Raw genomic sequence first — 20,808 nt, 5'->3', positions numbered from 1 at the left:
GGTCGTCTCCCGTCATGGGGCGGAAGCAGGCCCCGATCGTCGTCCCGGGGCTCGCCTCGGACATGGGGTGCAGACGTACGACCAACTGCCGCTGGCCTGCGGCCCGTAACGCCCGAGGGCGGCACTCGAACGGGGGAGTGCCGCCCTCGGGGCTGTCGGGAGCAGCCGGACTCAGAGCCGCTCAGGCGTCCGGATGCCCAGCAGGGCCATGCCCTGGTGGAGGGTGCGGGCCGTGACGTCGCAGAGGAACAGGCGGTTCTCGATCTGCTCGGGCGTCTCGGCCTTCAGGACCGGGCACTTGTCGTAGAACGTCGTGTAGAGGGACGCCAACTGGTACAGGTACGCCGTCAGCTTGTGCGGGGCGTGCTCCGCCGCCGCCTCCGCGACCGTCGCCGCGAACGAGTCCGCGTGCAGACCGAGTGCGCGCTCCGCCTCGTGCAGGTCCAGCTCGGGGTGTGCGACCGGGCGGGAGGCGCCGGCCTTGCGCAGGATCGACTGGATACGGGCGTAGGCGTACTGGAGGTAGACGGAGGTGTCGCCGTTGAGCGAGACCATCTGGTCCAGGTCGAACTTGTAGTCGCGGTTGGCCGACGTCGACAGGTCGGCGTACTTCACCGCGCCGATGCCCACCTGGGTGCCCCGCTCGGCGATCTCCGCCTCGGAGAGGTCCTGGGCCTTCTCCCGGACGACCGCCGAGGCACGGTCGATCGCCTCGTCGAGGAGGTCGACCAGGCGGACCGTCTCGCCCTCACGGGTCTTGAACGGCTTGCCGTCCTTGCCGAGGACCGTGCCGAAGGCGAGCTGGACCGCTTCGACGTCGTCGTTCAGCCAGCCGGCACGGCGGGCCGTCTCGAAGACCATCTTGAAGTGCAGCGACTGCCGGGCGTCCACGACGTAGAGGAGCGTGTTCGCCTTGAGGCGGAAGACGCGGTCGCGGATCGCCGACAGGTCGGTCGCCGCGTAGCCGTAGCCGCCGTCCGACTTCTGCACGATCAGCGGGACCGGGTTGCCGTCCGGGCCCTTGACGTCGTCGAAGAAGACGCAGAGGGCGCCCTCGGAGCGGACCGCCACGCCCGACTCCTCCAGGAGGCGGCAGGTCTCGGCGAGCATGTCGTTGTAACCCGACTCGCCGACGATGTCCTCGTCGCGGATCTCCATGTCCAGCTTCTCGAAGACGGAGAAGAAGTAGATCTTCGACTCGTCGACGAACTTCTGCCACATGGCGAGGGTCCGCGGGTCGCCCGCCTGGAGGTCCACCACCCGGCGCCGCGCACGCGTCTTGAACTCCTCGTCGGAGTCGAAGAGCTTGCGGGCGGCCTTGTAGAGGCGGTCGAGATTCGACATCGCCTCTTCGCCGGAGACCTCGTCGGCCTTGTGGTCCAGCTCGTGCGGGTGCTCCTCCAGGTACTGGATGAGCATGCCGAACTGGGTGCCCCAGTCGCCGATGTGGTGACGCCGGACCACGTTCTCGCCGGTGAACTCCAGCAGCTGCACCACCGAGTCGCCGATCACCGCGGAGCGCAGGTGGCCGACGTGCATCTCCTTCGCCACGTTCGGCTGGGCGTAGTCGATGACCGTGGTGCCCGGCTGCTCCGCGGTCGGCACGCCGAGGCGGCCGGTGTCGTCGGCGTAGCGCGCGGCGAGGTTCTGGATGATCGCGCGGTCGGTGACGGTGATGTTCAGGAAGCCGGGACCGGAGACCTCGACGTCCTTGATCACGTCACCCGACTCGACCCGCGAGACGACCTGCGTGGCCAGCTCGCGCGGGTTGGCCTTCTCCTTCTTCGCGAGGGCCAGGATCCCGTTGGCCTGGAAGTCGGCCCTGTCGCTTCGTCGCAGCAGCGGGTCCGCGGAGCCGGCCTGCGGCACAGCCGCCGACAGGGCCGCCGCGAGGCGCTGGTGGACGGAGTCGGTGAGGGACGTGACCGAGGCCATAGGTAGGGGTGCCGTTCTCCTCGAGGGAATCGATAGACACGCCCAGTATCCCATGGGGGTAAAGCCGTTTTTCCGGGCGCACGGTGGTCTGGGAGAATGGTGCGGTCAGCCGTGCGACCGTACCGGCTGCCCGATGCAGAAAGAAGGACGTGCCGATCGTGGCTCAGAGCACCGAGACCACCGACTGGGTCTCCCGTTTCGCGGATGAGGTCATCGAGGAGTCGGAGCGCCGGGCCCCGGGCAAACCCGTCGTCGTCGCGTCCGGCCTGTCGCCGTCCGGCCCCATCCACCTCGGGAACCTGCGCGAGGTCATGACCCCGCACCTGGTCGCCGACGAGATCCGCCGCCGGGGCCACCAGGTGCGGCACCTGATCTCCTGGGACGACTACGACCGGTACCGCAAGGTGCCGGCCGGTATCGCGGGCGTCGACGACGGCTGGGCCGAGCACATCGGCAAGCCGCTGACGTCCGTGCCGGCGCCCAAGGGCTCCTCGTACGCCAACTGGGCCGAGCACTTCAAGGCCGCGATGATCGAGTCGCTGGCCGAGCTGGGCGTGGAGTTCGACGGGATCAGCCAGACCGAGCAGTACACCTCGGGTGTGTACCGCGAGCAGATCCTGCACGCCATCAAGCACCGCGGCGACATCGACGCGATCCTCGACCAGTACCGCACGAAGAAGGCCCCGGCCAAGAAGCAGCAGGGGCAGAAGCCGGTCGACGAGGCCGAGCTGGAGGCCGCCGAGGGCTCCGGCGCGGCCGCTGAGGACGACGGCAGCTCCGGCACCGTCGGGTACTTCCCGTACAAGCCGTACTGCGGCAACTGCGAGAAGGACCTCACCACCGTCACGTCCTACGACGACGACTCCACCGAGCTGACGTACGCCTGCACCGCGTGCGGCTTCTCGGAGACGGTCCGGCTGAGCGAGTTCAACCGCGGCAAGCTGGTCTGGAAGGTCGACTGGCCGATGCGGTGGGCGTACGAGGGGGTCGTGTTCGAGCCCTCCGGTGTCGACCACTCCTCGCCGGGCTCGTCGTTCCAGGTCGGCGGGCAGATCGTCGGGATCTTCGGCGGGAAGCAGCCGATCGGGCCGATGTACGCCTTCGTCGGGATCTCCGGCATGGCGAAGATGTCGTCCTCGAAGGGCGGCGTGCCCACCCCGGCCGACGCCCTGAAGATCATGGAGCCGCAGCTGCTGCGCTGGCTCTACGCCCGGCGTCGGCCCAACCAGTCCTTCAAGGTCGCCTTCGACCAGGAGATCCAGCGGCTCTACGACGAGTGGGACCGGCTGGACGCCAAGGTCGCCGACGGCAGCGCCCTGCCGGCCGACGTCGCCGCGCACTCCCGTGCGGTGCGGACGGCCGCCGGTGAGCTGCCGCGGACGGCCCGGCCGCTGCCGTACCGGACGCTGGCGTCGGTCGCCGACATCACCGCCGGGCACGAGGACCAGGCGCTGCGGATCCTCAGCGAGCTGGACCCGGAGCAGCCGCTGGGCTCGCTGGAGGAGGCACGGCCGCGGTACGACAAGGCCGAGGCCTGGATCAACACGCACGTCCCGGCCGACCAGCGGACGATCGTGCGGGACGAGCCGGACGCCGAGCTGCTGAAGTCGCTCGACGAGCAGGGCCGCGAGTCGCTGCGGCTGCTGCTCGACGGGCTGGCCGGCCACTGGTCGCTGGACGGGCTGACGCACCTGGTCTACGGCGTGCCGAAGGTGCAGGCCGGGTTCTCCGCCGACGCCACGCCGAAGGAGCTGCCGCCGGAGATCAAGACCGCCCAGCGGTCCTTCTTCGCGCTGCTGTACCACCTGCTGGTGGGCCGGGACACCGGGCCCCGGCTGCCCACGCTGCTGCTGGCGGTGGGGCAGGACCGGGTGCGGTCCCTGCTCGGGGAGTAGGGGAGTACCGGCGCGGTGAAGGAAGGGGCCCTCAGGTGAGGGCCCCTTTCCTTGTGCGGTTCAGGCGATGTGCTCGTCCGTCAGCTCCGCGTTGAGGCGGTTCGAGAAGCGTTTCATCATGCGCTTCACCTCGGCCTCGTCCAGGGCGACGCCGTACGTCGCCTCGACGTCGGAGATGAACCCACGCGGGGTCGGCGCTCCGTTCCCGCCCTTGGTCGACTCACGGAAGACCTGGTAGTAGTCCTCCTCGGACGGCTCCGGCGGGCCGCCGCCGTCGCCCAGTTCACGGGTGCGGCCCGGACCCACGGGGATGGGGAAACCGCCGGTGTCCTCCGGGGAGGGCTCCTGCTCGAACCGGGCCTGGTACTGCTCGGCCTCCTGCTGTTCCGCGATCCACTGGGCGTACTGGTCGGGGTCGTAGGACGGGTCGTAGCCGCCCTGGTACTCGACCTCGCGGGGGGTGTTGAACCACGGGCTCTGCTCGGGCTCCGGGACCCGGTCCGGCTGCTCGGCGCTCTGGTTGCTCTCGAGCTGCGGCCGCTGCTCGGCGGAAGGCGCCGCCCTCTGCGGGACAGGCACCGGCCCATCGGCACGACCGTCCGCGGCCACGTCGGCCTGCTGCGGCGCCGGGGGAATCAGCGCCGGCTCTATGCCCGCCGCCGCCAGCCCCGCCGGAGCCGTCTCCGCCAGCGGCACCCCGTACCGCGCCAGCCGCAGCGGCATCAGGGACTCCACCGGCGCCTTCCTGCGCCACGCCCGCCCGAACCGCGACCGCAGCCGCGCCTGGTACACGAGGCGCTCCTGCTCCAGCTTGATGACCTGCTCGTAGGAGCGGAGCTCCCAGAGCTTCATGCGGCGCCAGAGGAGGAACGTGGGGACGGGGGAGAGCAGCCAGCGGGTGAGGCGGACGCCCTCCATGTGCTTGTCGGCCGTGATGTCCGCGATGCGGCCGATCGCGTGCCGGGCCGCCTCGACCGAGACCACGAACAGGATCGGGATCACCGCGTGCATGCCCACACCGAGCGGATCCGGCCACGCGGCCGCGCCGTTGAAGGCGATCGTCGCCGCCGTCAGCAGCCACGCCGTCTGACGCAGGAGGGGGAACGGGATCCTGATCCAGGTGAGGAGCAGATCCAGGGCCAGCAGGACGCAGATGCCCGCGTCGATGCCGATCGGGAAGACGTAGGAGAAGTTCCCGAAGCCCTTCTTGAGGGCCAACTCGCGGACCGCCGCGTACGAACCGGCAAAGCCGATACCGGCGATGATCACGGCGCCTGCCACGACCACGCCGATGAGAACGCGGTGCATCCGAGTCAGCTGCAGTGGCGCGGCCACCCGTACTCCCCTCCCCTTGCGTGCTGTTGCGCGCAACAGGGTGGCACATGTGTGCGGAGGGCGGGTGGCCGGTTCCCGTCGGAACTGCTCAGCTCTTCGCCGCGGGCTTCTTGGACGGCGACTTCGAGGCGTCCTTCGAGGGCTCGTCCGAGGCCTCCTTGGACGCCGACTTCGAGGGGGACGTCGACGGCGACTTCGAAGGGCTGCCGCTCGCCTTGCCGCCGCCGGTGCCGTTCGCTTCGGACACCGCGGCCACCGCCTCCTTGGCGGCCTTCTTCGCGTCCTTCAGCATGTCGCCACCGCTCGGCGTCTTGTCGCCGGCCAGCCCCGCACCGTTGTAGTCGAGCGTGACGACGACGTTCTCGACGCGTGCCACGATCGTCTGCTGCTTGAAGGTGCCTTCCTTCTTCTTCAGGTCGTAGTGCACGGCCGTCGCCTGGTCGCCCGTGTCCGTCACCGGCTCCGTCTTGACGCTCTTCGCGCCCTCGACGGCCTGGGCCTCCTGGACCTGCTTCTCGAAGTACTGCTGGGCCAGCTTGTCGGCCGGGCCACGGGTGACGTCCGACTCGAAGCGCAGCATCGACACGTTCAGCCAGCGGAACTGCGAGCCCTTCACGCCGTTGTTGTCCAGGCTGTTCCAGGAGCAGCTGCCGCGGGTCGAAATGTCGTCCGACTTGCCCTCCTTGCCGGACTTGCTCTCCGGTACGAGGTCCTTCAGCGTCTTCTTCGAGAACGCCTTGCACGGCTCCGGAAGCTTGCTGTACGCCGCCGCCTGCACGGTCGGCTCCGGGCTCGCGGACGCCGACGCCGCGGCCTTCTCGGCCTTGTCCGTGCTGTCGCCGGAGCCGGAGTCCGAGGAGCAGCCGGCGGCGACCAGCATCACGGGGACGGCGGCCGCGCAGACAAGGACGCGGTTGAGTCGCTTCGCTCGCTGGTCTCGCTGGTCTCGCTGTGCTCGTCGCTGCATGGTTCCTTCACTCATGACGCTCGTGGTTCCCTGCGGTCGGAACGGGTCCGAGTGGTCACGGTACGCGGTGAGGCACCGGTGTGTTCTTCCTTCGCGCGCTTTGCGGGTACGGGTGAAGGGGCCGTGAAGGGGCCTCAGTCGCCCAGCGAATCCGCCAGCTGGGAGGCCAGTTTCTGCGTCCTGTCCTGCATTTCCTTGCTGTCCGGGACGACGCCCACGGTCGCCGGCTGCTCCGTGTACTCGATGGTCACGATGACGTTGGACGTGCGGAACGCCACAGTCACCGTCCGCTGCTTGGCCGTCGAGCCGGAACTGCTCAGCCCGTCGTCGAGGAAGGCCTCGTCGCCGAGGTCCTCCAGCACCCGGGGCTGCAGGTCGGTCGGGGTCACGGAGGGGGACACCGAGGGCGAGGAGGAGCCGGACGGAGAAGGGGAACCGCTCGCGGACGCGGCCGAACCGCCCGCCGGGGTGCTCCCGGTGACCGCCGTCTCGGTGGCGGTCGGCTCGGGCAGGTGGGCCGACGCCTCCTGCTCCGCGAAGAGCTGCTCGGCCTGGCTTTCGTCGCTGACGGAGTTGTCGTAGGCGACGACCCGCTCGAAGTCGATCAGCAGATGGTCGGTGGCCTCCGGGGAGTCCACCTTCCAGCGGCAGCCGACCTTGCGGTCGGTGTCGAACGTGCTCGTCGGCTCGCCCTCGTAGGCCCTCTCGCGCTGCTCCTCGTCACGGATCCGCCGGATGCCGGGCAGGAGTTCGTCGAGCGTGCTCTCGCTGACCGCGGCGCACGGCTCGGGAAGCGTGCGGTAGCGGCCGGGCTCGGCGGCGGGCGATGCCGTGCCGGTGTCGCCCGGGTTGGAGTCGTCCGCCGGGCCGCCGTCGCCCGAGCCGCCGGTGCAGCCGGCCAGTGCCGCCGCGAGGAGCACGGCGATACCGGGTACGTACGCCTTCCGTTGCACGCGGTGGCTCCTCTCGACACGGATATTGGCTTGCCGCCGTAAGGCGGGCGATGAACACAATGTGTATCGCACGCACTGCCGTGGACGCCGGTCCGATTTCCCTTTCGTCGACCTTGGCTCCGGTATTTGCTGTTGAAGACTTCTGTTCGTTACGGGGGATTGAGGGTGTTATGTCGTATGTAGAGATACCGGGTGCGAAGGTACCGATCCGGATGTGGACCGACCCGGCCTCGGTCGAGGGCTCGGCGCTCCAGCAGCTCCAGAACGTCGCCACGCTGCCGTGGATCAAGGGCCTGGCCGTCATGCCCGACGTGCACTACGGCAAGGGTGCCACGGTCGGCTCGGTCATCGCCATGAAGGATGCGGTGTGCCCGGCGGCGGTGGGCGTCGACATCGGCTGCGGAATGTCGGCCGTGAAAACGTCCCTGACGGCGAACGACCTGCCCGGCGACCTGTCCCGGCTGCGGTCGGGGATCGAGCAGGTGATTCCGGTGGGGCGGGGGATGCACGACGATCCCGTGGACCCGGGGCGGTTCCATGGGCTGGCCACGGCCGGGTGGGACGACTTCTGGTCGCGGTTCGGCGGGGTGGCGGATGCGGTCAAGTTCCGCCAGGAACGCGCCACCAAGCAGATGGGAACGCTCGGTGGAGGCAACCACTTTGTCGAAGTTTGCACGGACACGACCGGTTCTGTCTGGCTGATGCTGCACTCCGGTTCCCGGAACATCGGCAAGGAACTGGCCGAGCATCACATCGGCGTGGCCCGGAAGCTCCCGCACAACCAGGGCCTGGTCGACCGCGACCTCGCTGTCTTCGTCGCGGACACCCCGGAGATGGCGGCGTACCGCAATGACCTGTTCTGGGCGCAGGAGTACGCCAGGCACAACCGCTCGATCATGATGGCGCTCCTGAAGGACGTGGTCCGCAAGGAGTTCAAGAAGGCGAAGCCCACCTTCGAGCCGGAGATCAGCGCGCACCACAACTACGTAGCCGAGGAGCGCTACGACGGGATGGACCTGCTCGTGACCCGCAAGGGCGCGATCCGGGCCGGTTCCGGCGAGTACGGGATCATCCCCGGCTCGATGGGCACGGGGTCGTACATCGTGAAGGGCCTCGGCAACGCCAAGTCCTTCAACTCCGCCTCGCACGGCGCCGGTCGGCGCATGTCCCGCACCGCGGCCAAGCGCCGGTTCTCGACGAAGGACCTGGAGGAGCAGACCCGGGGCGTGGAGTGCCGCAAGGACTCTGGCGTCGTGGACGAGATTCCGGGCGCCTACAAGCCGATCGAGCAGGTCATCGACCAGCAGCGGGACTTGGTGGAGGTCGTGGCGAAGCTGAAGCAGGTCGTCTGCGTCAAGGGGTGACCTGCCCCGCTACGACTCCCGGTGCACCTTCGTGTTCGACGCCTGGGCGCGGGGGCGCAGGACCAGGAGGTCGACGTTGACGTGGGCGGGGCGGGTGATCGCCCACGTGATCGTTTCGGCGACGTCGTCGGCCGTGAGGGGCTCGGCGACGCCCTCGTAGACCTTGGCCGCCTTGTCCTCGTCGCCGCCGAAGCGGGTCAGGGCGAACTCGTCGGTCTTGACCATGCCGGGGGCGATCTCGATGACGCGGACCGGCCGGCCGACGATCTCCAGGCGGAGGGTCTCGGCGAGGACGTGGGCGCCGTGCTTGGCGGCGACGTAGCCCCCGCCGCCCTCGTAGGTGCCGTGGCCCGCGGTGGAGGAGACGACCACGACCGTGCCGTCGCCGCTCGCGATCAGCTTGGGCAGCAGGGCCTGGGTGAGGTTGAGGGTGCCGAGGACGTTCGTCTCGTACATCCGGCGCCAGTCGGCCGGGTCGCCGGTCGCGATCGGGTCGGCGCCGAGCGCGCCGCCCGCGTTGTTGACCAGTACGCCGATCGTCTTGAACGCCGTGGCGAACTCGTCGACCGCGGCGCGGTCCGTGACGTCGAGGGGGTACGCCGTGGCCTGGTGGCCGGCCTTGGTGATCTCCTCGGCCAGGGCCTCGATGCGGTCCTTGCGGCGTGCGGTCAGGACGACGCGGTAGCCCGCCGCGGCGAGCTGCCGGGCCGTGGCGGCGCCGATTCCGCTGCTCGCACCCGTGACGACGGCGATGCGGGAGGCTGCGGGCGGGGCGGCGGTGGCCATGGAAGCTCCTCGGGCGTGGTGTGCGGGGCGGTGGTGCGCAGGTGCTTGCGGCCAGGATAGGTGGGCCCCGCGGTGGGAGAATGAGGCTGGGTGGTCCCCTGTTTCCCGGAGGTGGATCATGGGTGAGGCACGTGAGGTCATGGACCGGCTCACGGACGCGGTCACCACACACGCCGATCTGAAGGTTCTCGGCGAGCTCTACGCCGAGGACGCGGTCGCCTTCACCCCCGACGAGGGTGAACTGCGCGGGCGCGACGCGATCGTCGAGTACTGGCGGACGATGACCGAGGCGGTCCCCGAGGCGACGTTCGAGGTGCTGCACTCCTACGAGGCCGGTGACACGGCCATCGACGAGGGGATCTACAGCGGGCGCAACACCGGTCCGCTGGAGCTGCCCAACGGTGAGACGCTGCCGCCGACGCAGAAGGAGGTCCGGATCCGCGGGGTGGACATCGCCACCGTGAAGGACGGGCGGATCGTCGACTACCGGCTGTACTTCGACGAGATGGACTTCCTCGGGCAGCTGGGGCTGCTGTCGGACGAGCCGTTCTGAGGCCCTCGCGGGGGCCGGTCAGTTTCCTCGCGGGGCGTACATGATGATCGCCATGCCCGCGAGGCAGACCAGTGCGCCCGTGATGTCCCAGCGGTCCGGGCGGTAGCCGTCGGCGACCACACCCCACAGGATCGAACCGGCGACGAAGATCCCGCCGTAGGCGGCGAGGACGCGGCCGAAGTGGGCGTCGGGCTGGAACGTCGCGACGAAGCCGTAGGCGCCGAGCGCGAGGACGCCGCCGGCCGCCCAGAGCCAGCCCTTGTGCTCGCGCACGCCCTGCCAGACGAGCCACGCGCCGCCGATCTCGAGGAGGGCGGCGAGGACGAAGAGGGCGGCGGAGCGGAGAACGGACATGGCGGTCAGCTTCGCATGCCCGTTCCCGGGCGCCGACGAGGCGGTCGTGGCGGAGCCGGGCGGCGCGGTGGACGAGCCGGCGCCGGGGGAACAGCCTCACGTGGGCCGCCGTTCCCCAGGTATGGTTGAACCGTAAACAACCTGGAGGGTGAGCGACCATGCAGTTCGGGATCTTCAGCGTCGGCGACGTCACGCCCGACCCCACCACCGGCCGGACACCGACCGAGCGCGAGCGGATCAAGGCCATGGTCGCCATCGCGCAGAAGGCCGAGGAGGTGGGGCTCGACGTCTTCGCGACCGGTGAGCACCACAACCCGCCGTTCGTGCCGTCGTCCCCGACCACGATGCTCGGCTACGTCGCGGCCCGCACCGAGCGGCTGATCCTCTCCACGGCCACGACCCTGATCACGACGAACGACCCGGTGAAGATCGCCGAGGACTTCGCGATGCTCCAGCACCTGGCCGACGGCCGGGTGGACCTGATGCTGGGGCGCGGGAACACCGGCCCGGTCTACCCCTGGTTCGGGCAGGACATCCGGCAGGGCATCCCGCTCGCCGTGGAGAACTACGCCCTGCTGCACCGGCTGTGGCGCGAGGACGCCGTCGACTGGGAGGGCACGTTCCGCACGCCCCTCGAGGGCTTCACGGCCACGCCCCGCCCGCTGGACGGCGTACCACCGTTCGTCTGGCACGGCTCCATCCGCTCCCCGGAGATCGCCGAGCAGGCCGCGTACTACGGCGACGGCTTCTTCCACAACAACATCTTCTGGCCGGCCGACCACACCAAGCGCATGGTCGAGCTGTACCGGACGCGCTACGCCCACTACGGGCACGGCACGCCCGAGCAGGCGATCGTCGGGCTCGGCGGGCATGTGTTCATGCGGAGGAACGCGCAGGACGCGGTGCGCGAGTTCCGGCCCTACTTCGACGTCGCGCCGGTGTACGGGCACGGACCGTCGCTGGAGGACTTCATGGACCAGACGCCGCTGACCGTCGGCTCCCCGCAGCAGGTCATCGAGAAGACGCTGGCCTTCCGCGAGTACGCCGGCGACTACCAGCGCCAGCTGTTCCTGATCGACCACGCCGGGCTGCCCCTGAAGACCGTGCTGGAGCAGATCGACCTGCTGGGCGAGGAGGTCGTGCCGGTGCTGCGCAAGGAGTTCGCCGTGGGCCGGCCGGCGGACGTGCCGGACGCCCCGACGCACGCGGCCCGGCTCGGCTCCGCCCGGGGGTGAGAGGACGGTAGGGCCCGGCTCCCGGTTGCGTCGGCCCCGGTGAGAGGGCAGTAAGAAGGACGCTCCGGCGCCGCGCACAGGGTTCCAGGGACCCGGCGGCTTGGCACACTGGACGCGTGCCCCACACCGTGCTGCTCGCCGAAGACGACCGCGCCATCCGCCACGCCCTGGAGCGTGCCCTGACCCTGGAGGGCTACCAGGTCATGGCGGTCGCCGACGGTGTCGAGGCGCTGGCGCAGGCCCACCGCAACCGTCCGGACGTGCTCGTCCTCGACGTGATGATGCCCGGCATCGACGGGCTCCAGGTGTGCCGGGTGCTGCGCGCCGAGGGCGACCGGACGCCGGTGCTGATGCTGACGGCCCTCGTGGAGACCGCCGACCGGATCGCCGGCCTGGACGCGGGCGCCGACGACTACGTGGTGAAGCCCTTCGACGTGGAGGAGGTCTTCGCCCGGCTGCGTGCCCTGCTGCGCCGCACCAGCCCGGTGGCCGCCGGGAGCGCACCGGCGGCCGAGGCGCCCAAGCCGCTCCCGGAGCGGTTCATCGACGCGGCCGGGATCCGCATGGACCCGCAGGCGCGCCGGGCCTGGCGGGGCGCGCGCGAGCTGGAACTGACCCGCACCGAGTTCGAGCTGCTGGAACTGCTGGTGCGCAACGCGGGCATCGTCCTCGACCACTCGACGATCTACGACCGCATCTGGGGCTACGACTTCGGGCCCGGCTCGAAGAACCTCGCCGTCTACGTCGGCTATCTGCGCCGCAAGCTCGACGAGCCGGACGCGCCGCAGCTGATCCACACGGTCCGGGGCGTGGGTTACGTGCTGCGGGAGGACTGAGTGGGCCGCCTGCGCCCGCTGCTGACCGGGCGGCGGCCGAAGCTGGTCTCGCTGCGCACCACGTTCGCGGTGTCGTTCGCGGCGGTGACGGCGGCCGTGACGATCCTGGTCGGCATCCTGTCCTACAGCGCCGCCGCCCGGCTGGTGCGGGTGGACCAGCAGACGGTGTTCGACGAGGTCGTGCAGGACCTGCGCGGCGAGGTGCGGCAGAACCACATGACACCCGGCGACTTCTCGTCCGCCGCGCCGGGCCACGACCTGGTGCGTCCGGCCCGCACGGACGTGCAGGTGCTCGGCCCGGACGGGCATGTCGTCGACGCGGGCAGTCCTGGGCTGCCGGTCACCGGAACCGACGTGCGGATCGCCGCCGCGGCCTCGTCCGGGGAGGTGGCCGAACACAAGGACGTCGACGTGGGCGACGACGTCTACCGCGTCGCCACCGTCTCCCTCGGCGGCGGGCGGGGTGCGGTGCAGGTCGCGCAGGAGTTCAGCGACGTCGAGGATCTGCTGCGGGTGCTCCAGCAGCGGACGCTGCTGCTGGTGGCCGCCGTGGTGATCGGCGCCGGGCTGTTCGGCTGGTGGCTGGCCCGGCGGATCACGCGCCGCCTGGTCGTGCTGACCGACGCCGCCGAGGACGTCGCCCGCACCCGCCGGCTGGGCATCCAGGTGCCGGTGGCCGGTCATGACGAGGTGGGCCGCCTCGGCCGGGCCTTCGACCGCATGCTGGGCCGGCTCGCCCAGTCCGAGGAGGACCAGCGCCGCCTGGTCCAGGACGCGGGCCATGAGCTGCGCACGCCGCTCACCTCGCTGCGCACCAACATCTCCCTGCTGCGCCGGATCGACGAACTCCCGCCGGAGACGCGGGAGGAACTGGTCGCCGACCTCGGCCAGGAGGCCAGGGAACTGACCGACCTGGTCAACGAGCTGGTGGACCTCGCGGCCGGGCAGTCCGACACCGAGCCGCCGCGGCAGGTGGACGTCGCCGACATCGCCGAGGAGGTGGCGGGGCTGGCCCGGCGCCGCAGCGGCCGGGAGATCCTGCTGCGCGCGAGCGGCGACACCACGACCGACGGGCGGGCCGGCATGCTGACCCGGGCGCTGTCCAACCTCGTCGAGAACGCCGTGAAGTTCGACCAGGGCGGCCGGGCCCCCATCGAGATCGTCGTCTCCGGGCCCGCCCGGCCCGGCAGGATCCGGGTCGAGGTCCTCGACCGCGGCCCGGGCATCGCCGAAAGCGACCTCACCCGGGTCTTCGACCGCTTCTACCGCGCCGCCGACGCCCGCTCCCTGCCGGGTTCCGGCCTGGGCCTGTCCATCGTCCGCGAGGTGGCCCTCGCCCACGGGGGAGCGCCCTTCGCGTTCCGGCGGGAGGGAGGCGGGACGGCGATCGGGTTCACGGTGGGCGGGGGCCTGGACTGACTCCGCGGGCCTTGCGGCAGCCCGTACGCGCCGTGGGCCGGTCAGTCCCCGAGAGAGTAGAACCGCATCGGGGAGTTGGGCCGGAACCCGATCCTCGGGTACACGGGCGCTCCGGCGGCGGTCGCGTGCAACGTCGCCCGGGTCAGCCCGGTCGCCCGGGCCCCCTCGTAGAGCGCCTTGCGGGTCACGGCCTCGCCGTACCCCCGCCGCTCCCACGCCGGGTCGGTGGCGACCAGCGCGACGAAGAGCCGCCCGTCGGCCTCGACCGCGGCGGCACAGGTCACGGGGACTCCGTCCCGCACACCCAGGTACGCGAACACCTCGCTCTTCCACCACGCGGACCCGGCGAGCCCGTCCCGCCCGTCCTCCAGCGGGAATCCGTAGGCACGCGAATTGATGTCGGCGTAGGCCCGCAGCAGGTCGTCGTCGGTCACGCGCACGAAGGTCAGCTCGGGATGGACGGGCTCGGGAATCGGCAGCAGGTCTCCCGCCATGCCGGTGCCGGGGAAGGCGTAGCGCAGGCCCGCCCGCTCGGCGGCTTCTGCGAGCCCTGCTCGCGCCTGCGGGTCGAGCAGATCCTCGAAGACCCACAGGAACCCGGGGTGGGTCTTCGACCGCATGATCTCGGCGGTCTCGTGCAGCCGCTGCTTCAGCAGCCCGGCGTCCGCGCCGACGTCGGTCAGGGTCACGCAGTTCCAGAAGGCGAACCGGCAGTCGGCCCACCGCACGGCGACGCCCGGCAGGTCCCGCACATCGGCCTGCGGATCCCGGTCGAGCACCATGGTCCGCCAGACGGTGGCGAGCTGCTCCATCGATTCGATCGAGTCCGCGAGATCACGCACAAGGGCCCCCTCAGGTCACGGTCGGCGACGGCCGCCGTACTCGTCCCGCCCGTCACGGGATGCCTTGGTGCGACCCCACGACGCGTACAGATCCTGCCCCTCGGAGGGGAGGCTCTGCGCGTCACATTCCGGCCATCACGCCTCGGGCGGCGGTCGACGGACGGGGCGATCCGCCGGCGCGGCGCTGTTCGGAGTTGAGGTGCCGGGCTTCTTCGAGCTGGTCTTCGAGCATGATGATCCGGCAGGCGGCCTCGATCGGCGTGCCCCGGTCGACGAGCCGACGGGCGCGGGCGGCGGTGCGGAGTTGGTGGCGGGAGTAGCGGCGGTGGCCACCCCGGGAGCGCAGGGGTGTGATCAGGGAGGCCTCGTCGAGGGCACGGAGGAAGCCGGGAGTGGTGCCGAGCAACGCGGCTGCCCGGCCCGTCGTGTAGGCGGGGTAGTGGTCGTCGTCGAGACGGGCCAGTGTCTCGTCTGCTGTCATCTCACCTCTCTGGTGGAACGCGTAGAGGGGCCCTGGCGCCGTACGGCACCAGGGCCCCGAAGGGACTGCAACACCATCTGCCGGCCCTAATACCTCGCCGGCCTTCTGTTTCCGCCCTGCCGTCCGATACTCCGACGGGGGTGCGGGGATCGCGGATGCGTGACCGGAGACCACCTGCCTATCGATGTCCTGCGGCACCCGGACTCATGTCTTGCGCCCGGGCGATCCTGATGGCGCTCGCGTCCTCCGTTCTTCCCTCTGAATCCATCATTTGCCAAACGGGAACTGCGTACTGCTGATGGCAGCCCCTCGTCCTGCGGGCCACCCGGTCCGGTCGCCAGTTCCGTCGCCGTCGTGCAACCACCTGGCTTCGAAACTCCACCACCGCACCGTCATGCGGGTACTGCTGCCCGGCAGTTCGTGTCTGCCGGGCCTCACTGGATCTCGGCTACGAGAGAAACGATAAAGAGTCGAGTCGAGAATGTCTACTCTGGCGAGCACAGATTTTGGTCTGCTCGGCGGTGAGGTTCCGGGTCGGCCGATCTGCGCGCACCGAGGGGCCGCCCGCGACGCCCGGGACGTCCGGGCTTCCGGCGGCGCCACGGGGGCCGCCCGTTACGTCTCGGTAGTGCCACCACCCGAGGCGCCCGGACGAGCCGGTGCATAGAATCCGGTCCCATGCGGAAGCCTGACGAGCTGATCGTTGACATCGCTGCCCTTGTGGAGTCCGGGCAGAGCAACCAGATGTCCTTGACCGTGGTCGCCGGTGGTGCTGTCATCACAGGTCGGCTGGCCCCAGAAGCCGTGTGGAGGCAGAGGGTTTCGGAGGTGCTGACCAACTCCGCCCGACTCGGCGAGTTTTCCACTGTCTTCGACACCCCCACGAAGAAGGACGGTCCGCCCACGCATCTGCACTTCCATGTCGCCCGCATCCTCCAGGGCACGGTGGGGATCCCGGAGACGGGCGGGATGTACCGCGTCGCCATCGAGGATGTCAGCGCCTGGACCGTGGGGGACTTCAGCTACTCCGACCACTGAGCCACCGACCCGGCATCAGACATCCATGTGGGAGCAGTCCGTTCCCGCATGGATGTCCCCTGACGCACCCCTCACCATGGCCGTAGAGATACCCCGGTCCGACGGGGGGCCCTCGACGCCGTCAACCGCAACGCCCGCTCGAGGGCTGTCGGGCGATGAGGCGAGGCGGTGGTGCAGTGCTCCGGGTGCTTGCGCGGGCGAAGAAGTGTTCCTCGCTCCCGGCACACGACGAAGGCGGGGTCCGAAAACCCCGCCCGAACCCGAAGAACCTCAGCTCAGGGCCACACAAGGCAATACGGCTGATGCCCGGCCTCATGCAACCGATGGCTGAAGTCCTGCCACTCGTGCAGTAGTTGGTAGACGTTGAACGCGTCGCGGGGGCCGCCGCGGTCCGGGACCGTGGACCAGATGAAGGCCGCCGCGCCCACGGCCTCCTCGCCGATGCCGCGCAGGGGGTCGACGACCGTCATGGGGAGTTTGACCACCGCGTAGTCGGGGTGCAGGACGACCAGTTCCAGGGGCGGGACCTTGTGCAGGGGGACGCCCTCGATGCCCGTGAGGACCATGGCCGCCATGGTCTCCGGCTTGATCTTCGTGAACATGCCGTTCATGCCGAGCTCGTCGCCGCCGAGCTCCTCGGGGCGCATCGAGATCGGTACGCGGGCCGCGGTCGCGCCGTCGGGCGCACCGAAGTACTTGTACGTCACCCCCACCCGACCACCATTCCCGCTGCTCCCGGCCCGAAGATCGTCCACCCGACGTTCAGTACGTCCGGCGGTCCGCTCCGGTTCACTCGGTAGACCCTGTGTCGGACGCGGCTCCTGAGCGTCCTCCGCCTCGCGCCGGTGCCTTCCCCGCCGGGCACGTCGAGGACCCAGGTCATCAGTCCCCTCGCCCAGTCCGCCACCGCGATGCATATCTCCACCCGACTGCTTTTCTAGGACGCGTCGCCCCCGCCGCGCAACCCGATCATCGTGTCAGTGACCTCCCCCACGGCCGCCCGCCGAAACGTGCGCTGAAACATCTGCCCGCGAGGGATCTTCGCAGCCTCCGACCACCCCGGGCCGCTTGAGCTGTGTGTATCAGGGACCAGTCTCGCAGACGACGGGGGCCGGGGGGCCGGTTGTCCCACGCCCCGCCCGCCCACTCCCCTGGCCTACCCTGAACAGGTCACTGGCACCCGGAGCCCGACAACGTCGGAGAAGGTCGGAGAAGTCGCAGGTCATGAGTGAACTGGCATATCCGTATGAAGCACCGGCCTCGCAGGCTCTTTTCGACCGCGCGGAGGCCGTCACGCCCGGCGGCGTGAACTCACCGGTGCGGGCCTTCCGAGCCGTCGGCGGCACACCGCGGTTCATGGTGTCCGGCACGGGCCCGTATCTGACCGACGCGGACGGACGGGAGTACGTGGACCTCGTCTGCTCCTGGGGTCCCATGATCCTCGGGCACGCGCATCCCGAGGTCATCGCCGCCGTGCAGGACGCCGTCGCCCGCGGCACGTCCTTCGGTACGCCCGGTGAGGGCGAGGTCGCCCTCGCGGAGGAGATGGTCGCGCGGGTCGGGCCGCTGGAGCAGGTGCGGCTCGTGTCCAGCGGGACCGAGGCGACCATGTCCGCGATCCGGCTCGCGCGAGGGTTCACGCAGCGCACCAAGGTGATCAAGTTCGCCGGGTGCTACCACGGGCACGTCGACTCGCTGCTCGCCGCGGCCGGCAGCGGTGTCGCCACCTTCGCGCTGCCCGACACCCCGGGCGTCACCGGCGCCCAGGCCGGCGACACCATCGTCCTGCCCTACAACGACCTCGACGCCGTCCGTGAGGCCTTCCGGGCCCACCCGGGCGAGATCGCCTGCGTGATCACCGAGGCCTCCCCGGGCAACATGGGCGTCGTACCGCCCGCCGACGGGTTCAACCAGGGCCTGAAGGACATCTGCTCCGAGAACGGCGCCCTCTACATCTCCGACGAGGTCATGACCGGTTTCCGGACCAGCCGCGCCGGGTGGTTCGGGATCGACGGGGTCGTCCCCGACCTGATGACCTTCGGCAAGGTCATGGGCGGCGGCTTCCCCGCGGCGGCCTTCGGCGGACGGGCGGACGTGATGGCCCACCTCGCCCCGGCGGGCCCCGTCTACCAGGCCGGCACCCTCTCCGGTAACCCCGTCGCCACCGCCGCCGGGCTCGCCCAGCTGCGGCTCCTCGACGACGCCGCGTACGCCAAGGTCGACGCCGTGTCGAAGCAGATCCAGGGGCTCGTCACCGAGGCCCTGGCCAAGGAGGGCGTCGCGCACCGGCTGCAGACCGCCTCCAACATGTTCTCCGTGTTCTTCACCGACCGGCCCGTGCGGAACTACGAGGACGCCAAGGCGCAGGAGTCCTTCCGCTTCACCGCGTTCTTCCACTCGCTGCTCGCAGACGGCGTCTACCTGCCGCCGTCCTCCTTCGAGTCCTGGTTCGTGTCGACCGCGCACGACGAGCGGGCCGTGCAGCGGATCGCCGACGCCCTTCCGGCGGCGGCCCGCGCGGCGGCGGAGGCGACGGCATGAGCGAGCAGAAGAACAACAGCGCCGAGGACATCACCGTCGTCCACGTCATGCGGCATGGCGAGGTCGCCAACCCGGACGGCATCCTCTACGGCCGCCTCCCCGGCTACCACCTCTCCGACCTGGGCCGCCGCATGGCCGACCGGGTCGCCGAGCACCTGTCCGGCCGCGACGTGACACATGTCGTCGCCTCACCGCTGGAGCGTGCGCAGGAGACGGCCGAGCCGATCGCCAAGGCGCACGGGCTGGACCTCGCCACCGACGAGCGGCTGATCGAGGCCGGGAACATCTTCCAGGGCAAGACGTTCGGGGTCGGGGACGGGGCGCTGCGCAAGCCCGGCAACTGGAAGCACCTGGTCAACCCGTTCCGGCCGTCCTGGGGCGAGCCGTACGTCGATCAGGTCGTCCGCATGATGAGTGCGCTGGGGGCGGCGAAGGACAAGGCCCGCGGGCACGAGGCGGTCGTGGTCAGCCACCAGCTGCCCATCTGGATCGTCCGGTCGTACGTCGAGCGCCGCCGCCTGTGGCACGACCCGCGCAAGCGCCAGTGCACGCTGGCCTCGCTGACGACCTTCACGTACCAGGGCGACCGCATCGTCTCCGTCGGTTACAGCGAACCGGCGCGCGATCTGGTCCCCGCCCACCTCCTCGCCGGTGCGAAGCCGGTGAAGGGCCAGAACAAGGCCTTCGGCGCGTAGCGCGTGGCCCGCGGGTCGGCTGCCGGAGCGGCCGACCCGCGGGCCCGTGCTGTGCAGTGACGATCAAGCCAGCAGGATCTCGCCGAAGATCGTCCCGGCCAGCACGACATAAACCGTGCACGCGATGCGGTTCAGCACGGTCGTTGCTTTGGTCGAGTCGACAAGACGTGCGTGAAAGAATCCCGCCAGAACTCCGATGCATCCGTACAGGATCACTTCCATCAGAACGTTGAGCGCGCCAAGCATCGCCATCTGCAATGACGGGTTGTCCGCGCTTCCGATGAACTGCGGGAGCACCGCGAGGAAAAAGAGAATGATCTTCGGATTCGTGATGCTGACGAAGACGCCTCGCAGATACCAGTGTCCGGCCGTGACATCGTTGTTCTCGCTGATCGCGCGACGTGCATGACGCATCGTCATGTATGCCAGCCATAGCAGATACGCGGCACCTAATATCCTGATCGTATCCAGTACTAATGGGTACGATCGCGCGACTTCTCCCAAGCCCGCGACGACGGCGGCGGCGTAGACACTCATGCCGGTTCCGATGCCGAGGATGGCTTTCACCGCAGCCCGGCGACCGCCTTCGAGGCCCACCGCGAGCATGTAGGCCATATCGGGCCCGGGGGGACCGAGGAAGAGCAGGATCACTGCCACGTAGCCCGGCAGCACCGTCAGATCCACCATGGTCAGCGACCTCCAGCCCCGGCGTCGCGTATGCGTACTCCGCAGTGCCGGTAGCGATCACTGCACGCTGGGCTGCCGTCGACGGGGCACGAGCACCCGATGCCGGCCTTGGAGAGTGTCATGAGACCTCCCGGTCGGGATGGAACCACCTGAGGTGGTTCCAGAGTACCCAGCAGCGCGGTGGCGCGACCAGCGATCGGACGGCACGGTCAGTCTGAAAGGCTTGACCGGTTGCGCTTGTTGGCGAGGAAGCGTGCCTTTTTCTCGCGATTCCCACACGTGTTCATGTCGCACCATCTGCGGGTGTGGCCGCGGCTGGTGTCGAAGAAGGCGGCTCGGCACGTCGGCGATGCGCACAACGAGATTTTTCCTTCTCGTTCTCCCGCCAGGAGGCTGATCGCATCGGCGGCGACCACGCTGAGCGCGTCTTCCACAGAAGCGGAAGCCAGCCTCCATTCACGCTTTCCCTCGGGCGTCAAGATCGCCGAGGCGCGTCCCTGAATACTGCAGTCATTGATGACTTGGACAGCTGAAGAGGGAAGCGGGTCCTGGTTCGCGACGGCGGTGGCGGCTGCGTGAATCGATTCCCGTAGCTCCCGGGCGTGGTCGAGCTGGGAGTGGCTGCAGAAGTCGACGGCGAGTCCATGGATTTCCAGCCAGTCCGCGAGCCGGGATGGCACAGGAATACGCTCCAGCGCCTCGCCGTAACGCTCCGACAGGGTCCCCGTGAAGCTGGTCGCGAGCACCTTGCCCAGACGGAACTCAGGGAATTGTGCGACCGCCATGGAACCTCCTCAGCCGGTTGTCGCCTGCGGCGCCAGCATAAGTCGGATTCGATGGAGACCGGCCGGCCCGGGAGCGCGTAAGCTCGCGGGCTCGTCGCCGGAGTGGT

Annotated in this window: 20 protein-coding genes; 9 read left to right on the top strand and 11 right to left on the bottom strand. The window is 69.9% G+C overall.

Translation table 11 applies throughout. The features are described from left to right. Positions 1–171: 171 nt before the first annotated feature. Positions 172–1,935, bottom strand: a complete 1,764-nt coding sequence (argS, locus tag ACIRDU_RS18465; protein ID WP_403580536.1) for an arginine--tRNA ligase — start codon at positions 1,933–1,935, stop codon at positions 172–174. Positions 1,936–2,084: 149 nt separating this feature from the next. Between argS and lysS the strand changes: the two genes are divergently transcribed. Then, positions 2,085–3,830, top strand: coding sequence for a lysine--tRNA ligase (lysS, locus tag ACIRDU_RS18460; RefSeq protein ID WP_403580533.1), 1,746 nt, complete (start codon positions 2,085–2,087; stop codon positions 3,828–3,830). A 60-nt stretch (positions 3,831–3,890) separates the two neighbouring features. On the opposite strand, the gene ACIRDU_RS18455 is transcribed toward lysS, so the two are convergent. The 3 genes from ACIRDU_RS18455 to ACIRDU_RS18445 all read right to left on the bottom strand — a co-directional run bounded on the left by ACIRDU_RS18455 (position 3,891) and on the right by ACIRDU_RS18445 (position 7,085). Beyond that, positions 3,891–5,165, bottom strand: coding sequence for a DUF2637 domain-containing protein (locus ACIRDU_RS18455; RefSeq protein ID WP_403580531.1), 1,275 nt, complete (start codon positions 5,163–5,165; stop codon positions 3,891–3,893). Positions 5,166–5,253: 88 nt separating this feature from the next. After that, positions 5,254–6,147 (bottom strand): DUF3558 family protein, encoded by an 894-nt coding sequence (locus tag ACIRDU_RS18450; protein ID WP_403580528.1) that lies wholly within the window; start codon positions 6,145–6,147, stop codon positions 5,254–5,256. A gap of 119 nt (positions 6,148–6,266) precedes the next feature. After that, complete coding sequence (locus ACIRDU_RS18445) at positions 6,267–7,085, bottom strand: DUF3558 domain-containing protein (protein WP_403580525.1); 819 nt, start codon at positions 7,083–7,085, stop codon at positions 6,267–6,269. Between the two features lie 170 nt (positions 7,086–7,255). Here ACIRDU_RS18445 and ACIRDU_RS18440 point away from each other — a divergent pair, with 170 nt between their 5' ends. Next, positions 7,256–8,449, top strand: a complete 1,194-nt coding sequence (locus tag ACIRDU_RS18440) for an RtcB family protein (protein WP_403580522.1) — start codon at positions 7,256–7,258, stop codon at positions 8,447–8,449. 9 nt (positions 8,450–8,458) lie between these two features. Here ACIRDU_RS18440 and ACIRDU_RS18435 read toward each other — a convergent pair whose 3' ends face one another. Further along, a complete protein-coding gene (locus ACIRDU_RS18435) occupies positions 8,459–9,235 on the bottom strand; it encodes an SDR family NAD(P)-dependent oxidoreductase (RefSeq protein ID WP_403580519.1) in 777 nt (258 codons plus the stop codon). Between the two features lie 118 nt (positions 9,236–9,353). On the opposite strand from ACIRDU_RS18435, the gene ACIRDU_RS18430 reads away from it, so the two are divergent. Continuing rightward, positions 9,354–9,788: an ester cyclase gene (locus tag ACIRDU_RS18430; RefSeq protein WP_403580516.1), complete on the top strand. Its 435-nt coding sequence runs from the start codon at positions 9,354–9,356 to the stop codon at positions 9,786–9,788. Between the two features lie 18 nt (positions 9,789–9,806). Here ACIRDU_RS18430 and ACIRDU_RS18425 read toward each other — a convergent pair whose 3' ends face one another. Next, positions 9,807–10,142 (bottom strand): YnfA family protein, encoded by a 336-nt coding sequence (locus tag ACIRDU_RS18425; RefSeq protein ID WP_403580514.1) that lies wholly within the window; start codon positions 10,140–10,142, stop codon positions 9,807–9,809. Positions 10,143–10,300: 158 nt separating this feature from the next. On the opposite strand from ACIRDU_RS18425, the gene ACIRDU_RS18420 reads away from it, so the two are divergent. From ACIRDU_RS18420 to ACIRDU_RS18410, 3 genes are all read left to right on the top strand, one after another. After that, positions 10,301–11,377: an LLM class flavin-dependent oxidoreductase gene (locus tag ACIRDU_RS18420; RefSeq protein ID WP_403580511.1), complete on the top strand. Its 1,077-nt coding sequence runs from the start codon at positions 10,301–10,303 to the stop codon at positions 11,375–11,377. Between the two features lie 116 nt (positions 11,378–11,493). Further along, positions 11,494–12,213, top strand: a complete 720-nt coding sequence (locus ACIRDU_RS18415; protein WP_403580508.1) for a response regulator transcription factor — start codon at positions 11,494–11,496, stop codon at positions 12,211–12,213. Continuing rightward, positions 12,214–13,632, top strand: a complete 1,419-nt coding sequence (locus tag ACIRDU_RS18410; RefSeq protein ID WP_403580506.1) for an ATP-binding protein — start codon at positions 12,214–12,216, stop codon at positions 13,630–13,632. A gap of 41 nt (positions 13,633–13,673) precedes the next feature. Here the strand turns inward: ACIRDU_RS18410 and ACIRDU_RS18405 are convergent, their stop codons facing one another. After that, complete coding sequence (locus tag ACIRDU_RS18405) at positions 13,674–14,474, bottom strand: GNAT family N-acetyltransferase (RefSeq protein ID WP_403580503.1); 801 nt, start codon at positions 14,472–14,474, stop codon at positions 13,674–13,676. Between the two features lie 121 nt (positions 14,475–14,595). Then, complete coding sequence (locus ACIRDU_RS18400) at positions 14,596–14,955, bottom strand: MerR family transcriptional regulator (RefSeq protein WP_403580500.1); 360 nt, start codon at positions 14,953–14,955, stop codon at positions 14,596–14,598. A 678-nt stretch (positions 14,956–15,633) separates the two neighbouring features. Between ACIRDU_RS18400 and ACIRDU_RS18395 the strand changes: the two genes are divergently transcribed. Beyond that, positions 15,634–15,993: a hypothetical protein gene (locus ACIRDU_RS18395; RefSeq protein ID WP_390991608.1), complete on the top strand. Its 360-nt coding sequence runs from the start codon at positions 15,634–15,636 to the stop codon at positions 15,991–15,993. 275 nt (positions 15,994–16,268) lie between these two features. Here ACIRDU_RS18395 and ACIRDU_RS18390 read toward each other — a convergent pair whose 3' ends face one another. Beyond that, positions 16,269–16,706 carry a hypothetical protein gene (locus ACIRDU_RS18390; RefSeq protein ID WP_003974483.1) on the bottom strand — a complete coding sequence of 146 codons (438 nt, stop codon included), beginning with the start codon at positions 16,704–16,706 and terminating at the stop codon, positions 16,269–16,271. Positions 16,707–17,217: 511 nt separating this feature from the next. On the opposite strand from ACIRDU_RS18390, the gene hemL reads away from it, so the two are divergent. Beyond that, a complete protein-coding gene (hemL, locus tag ACIRDU_RS18385; RefSeq protein ID WP_403580498.1) occupies positions 17,218–18,534 on the top strand; it encodes a glutamate-1-semialdehyde 2,1-aminomutase in 1,317 nt (438 codons plus the stop codon). Then, entirely contained in the window at positions 18,531–19,229 is a 699-nt protein-coding gene (locus tag ACIRDU_RS18380; protein ID WP_403580495.1) for a histidine phosphatase family protein, read from the top strand. The genes hemL and ACIRDU_RS18380 overlap by 4 nt, the downstream gene beginning before the upstream one ends. Before the next feature lie 63 nt (positions 19,230–19,292). On the opposite strand, the gene ACIRDU_RS18375 is transcribed toward ACIRDU_RS18380, so the two are convergent. Together ACIRDU_RS18375 and ACIRDU_RS18370 are read right to left on the bottom strand one after the other, a co-directional pair. Further along, on the bottom strand, positions 19,293–19,916 hold the full coding sequence (locus ACIRDU_RS18375) for a LysE family translocator (protein WP_403580492.1): 624 nt from the start codon (positions 19,914–19,916) through the stop codon (positions 19,293–19,295). A gap of 209 nt (positions 19,917–20,125) precedes the next feature. Further along, positions 20,126–20,701 (bottom strand): CGNR zinc finger domain-containing protein, encoded by a 576-nt coding sequence (locus ACIRDU_RS18370; protein ID WP_403580489.1) that lies wholly within the window; start codon positions 20,699–20,701, stop codon positions 20,126–20,128. Positions 20,702–20,808: the final 107 nt, after the last annotated feature.

This window comes from Streptomyces sp. NPDC093598, from assembly GCF_044764825.1.
GTDB lineage: Bacteria > Actinomycetota > Actinomycetes > Streptomycetales > Streptomycetaceae > Streptomyces.
This window is presented reverse-complemented; position numbering and strand designations above follow the sequence as displayed.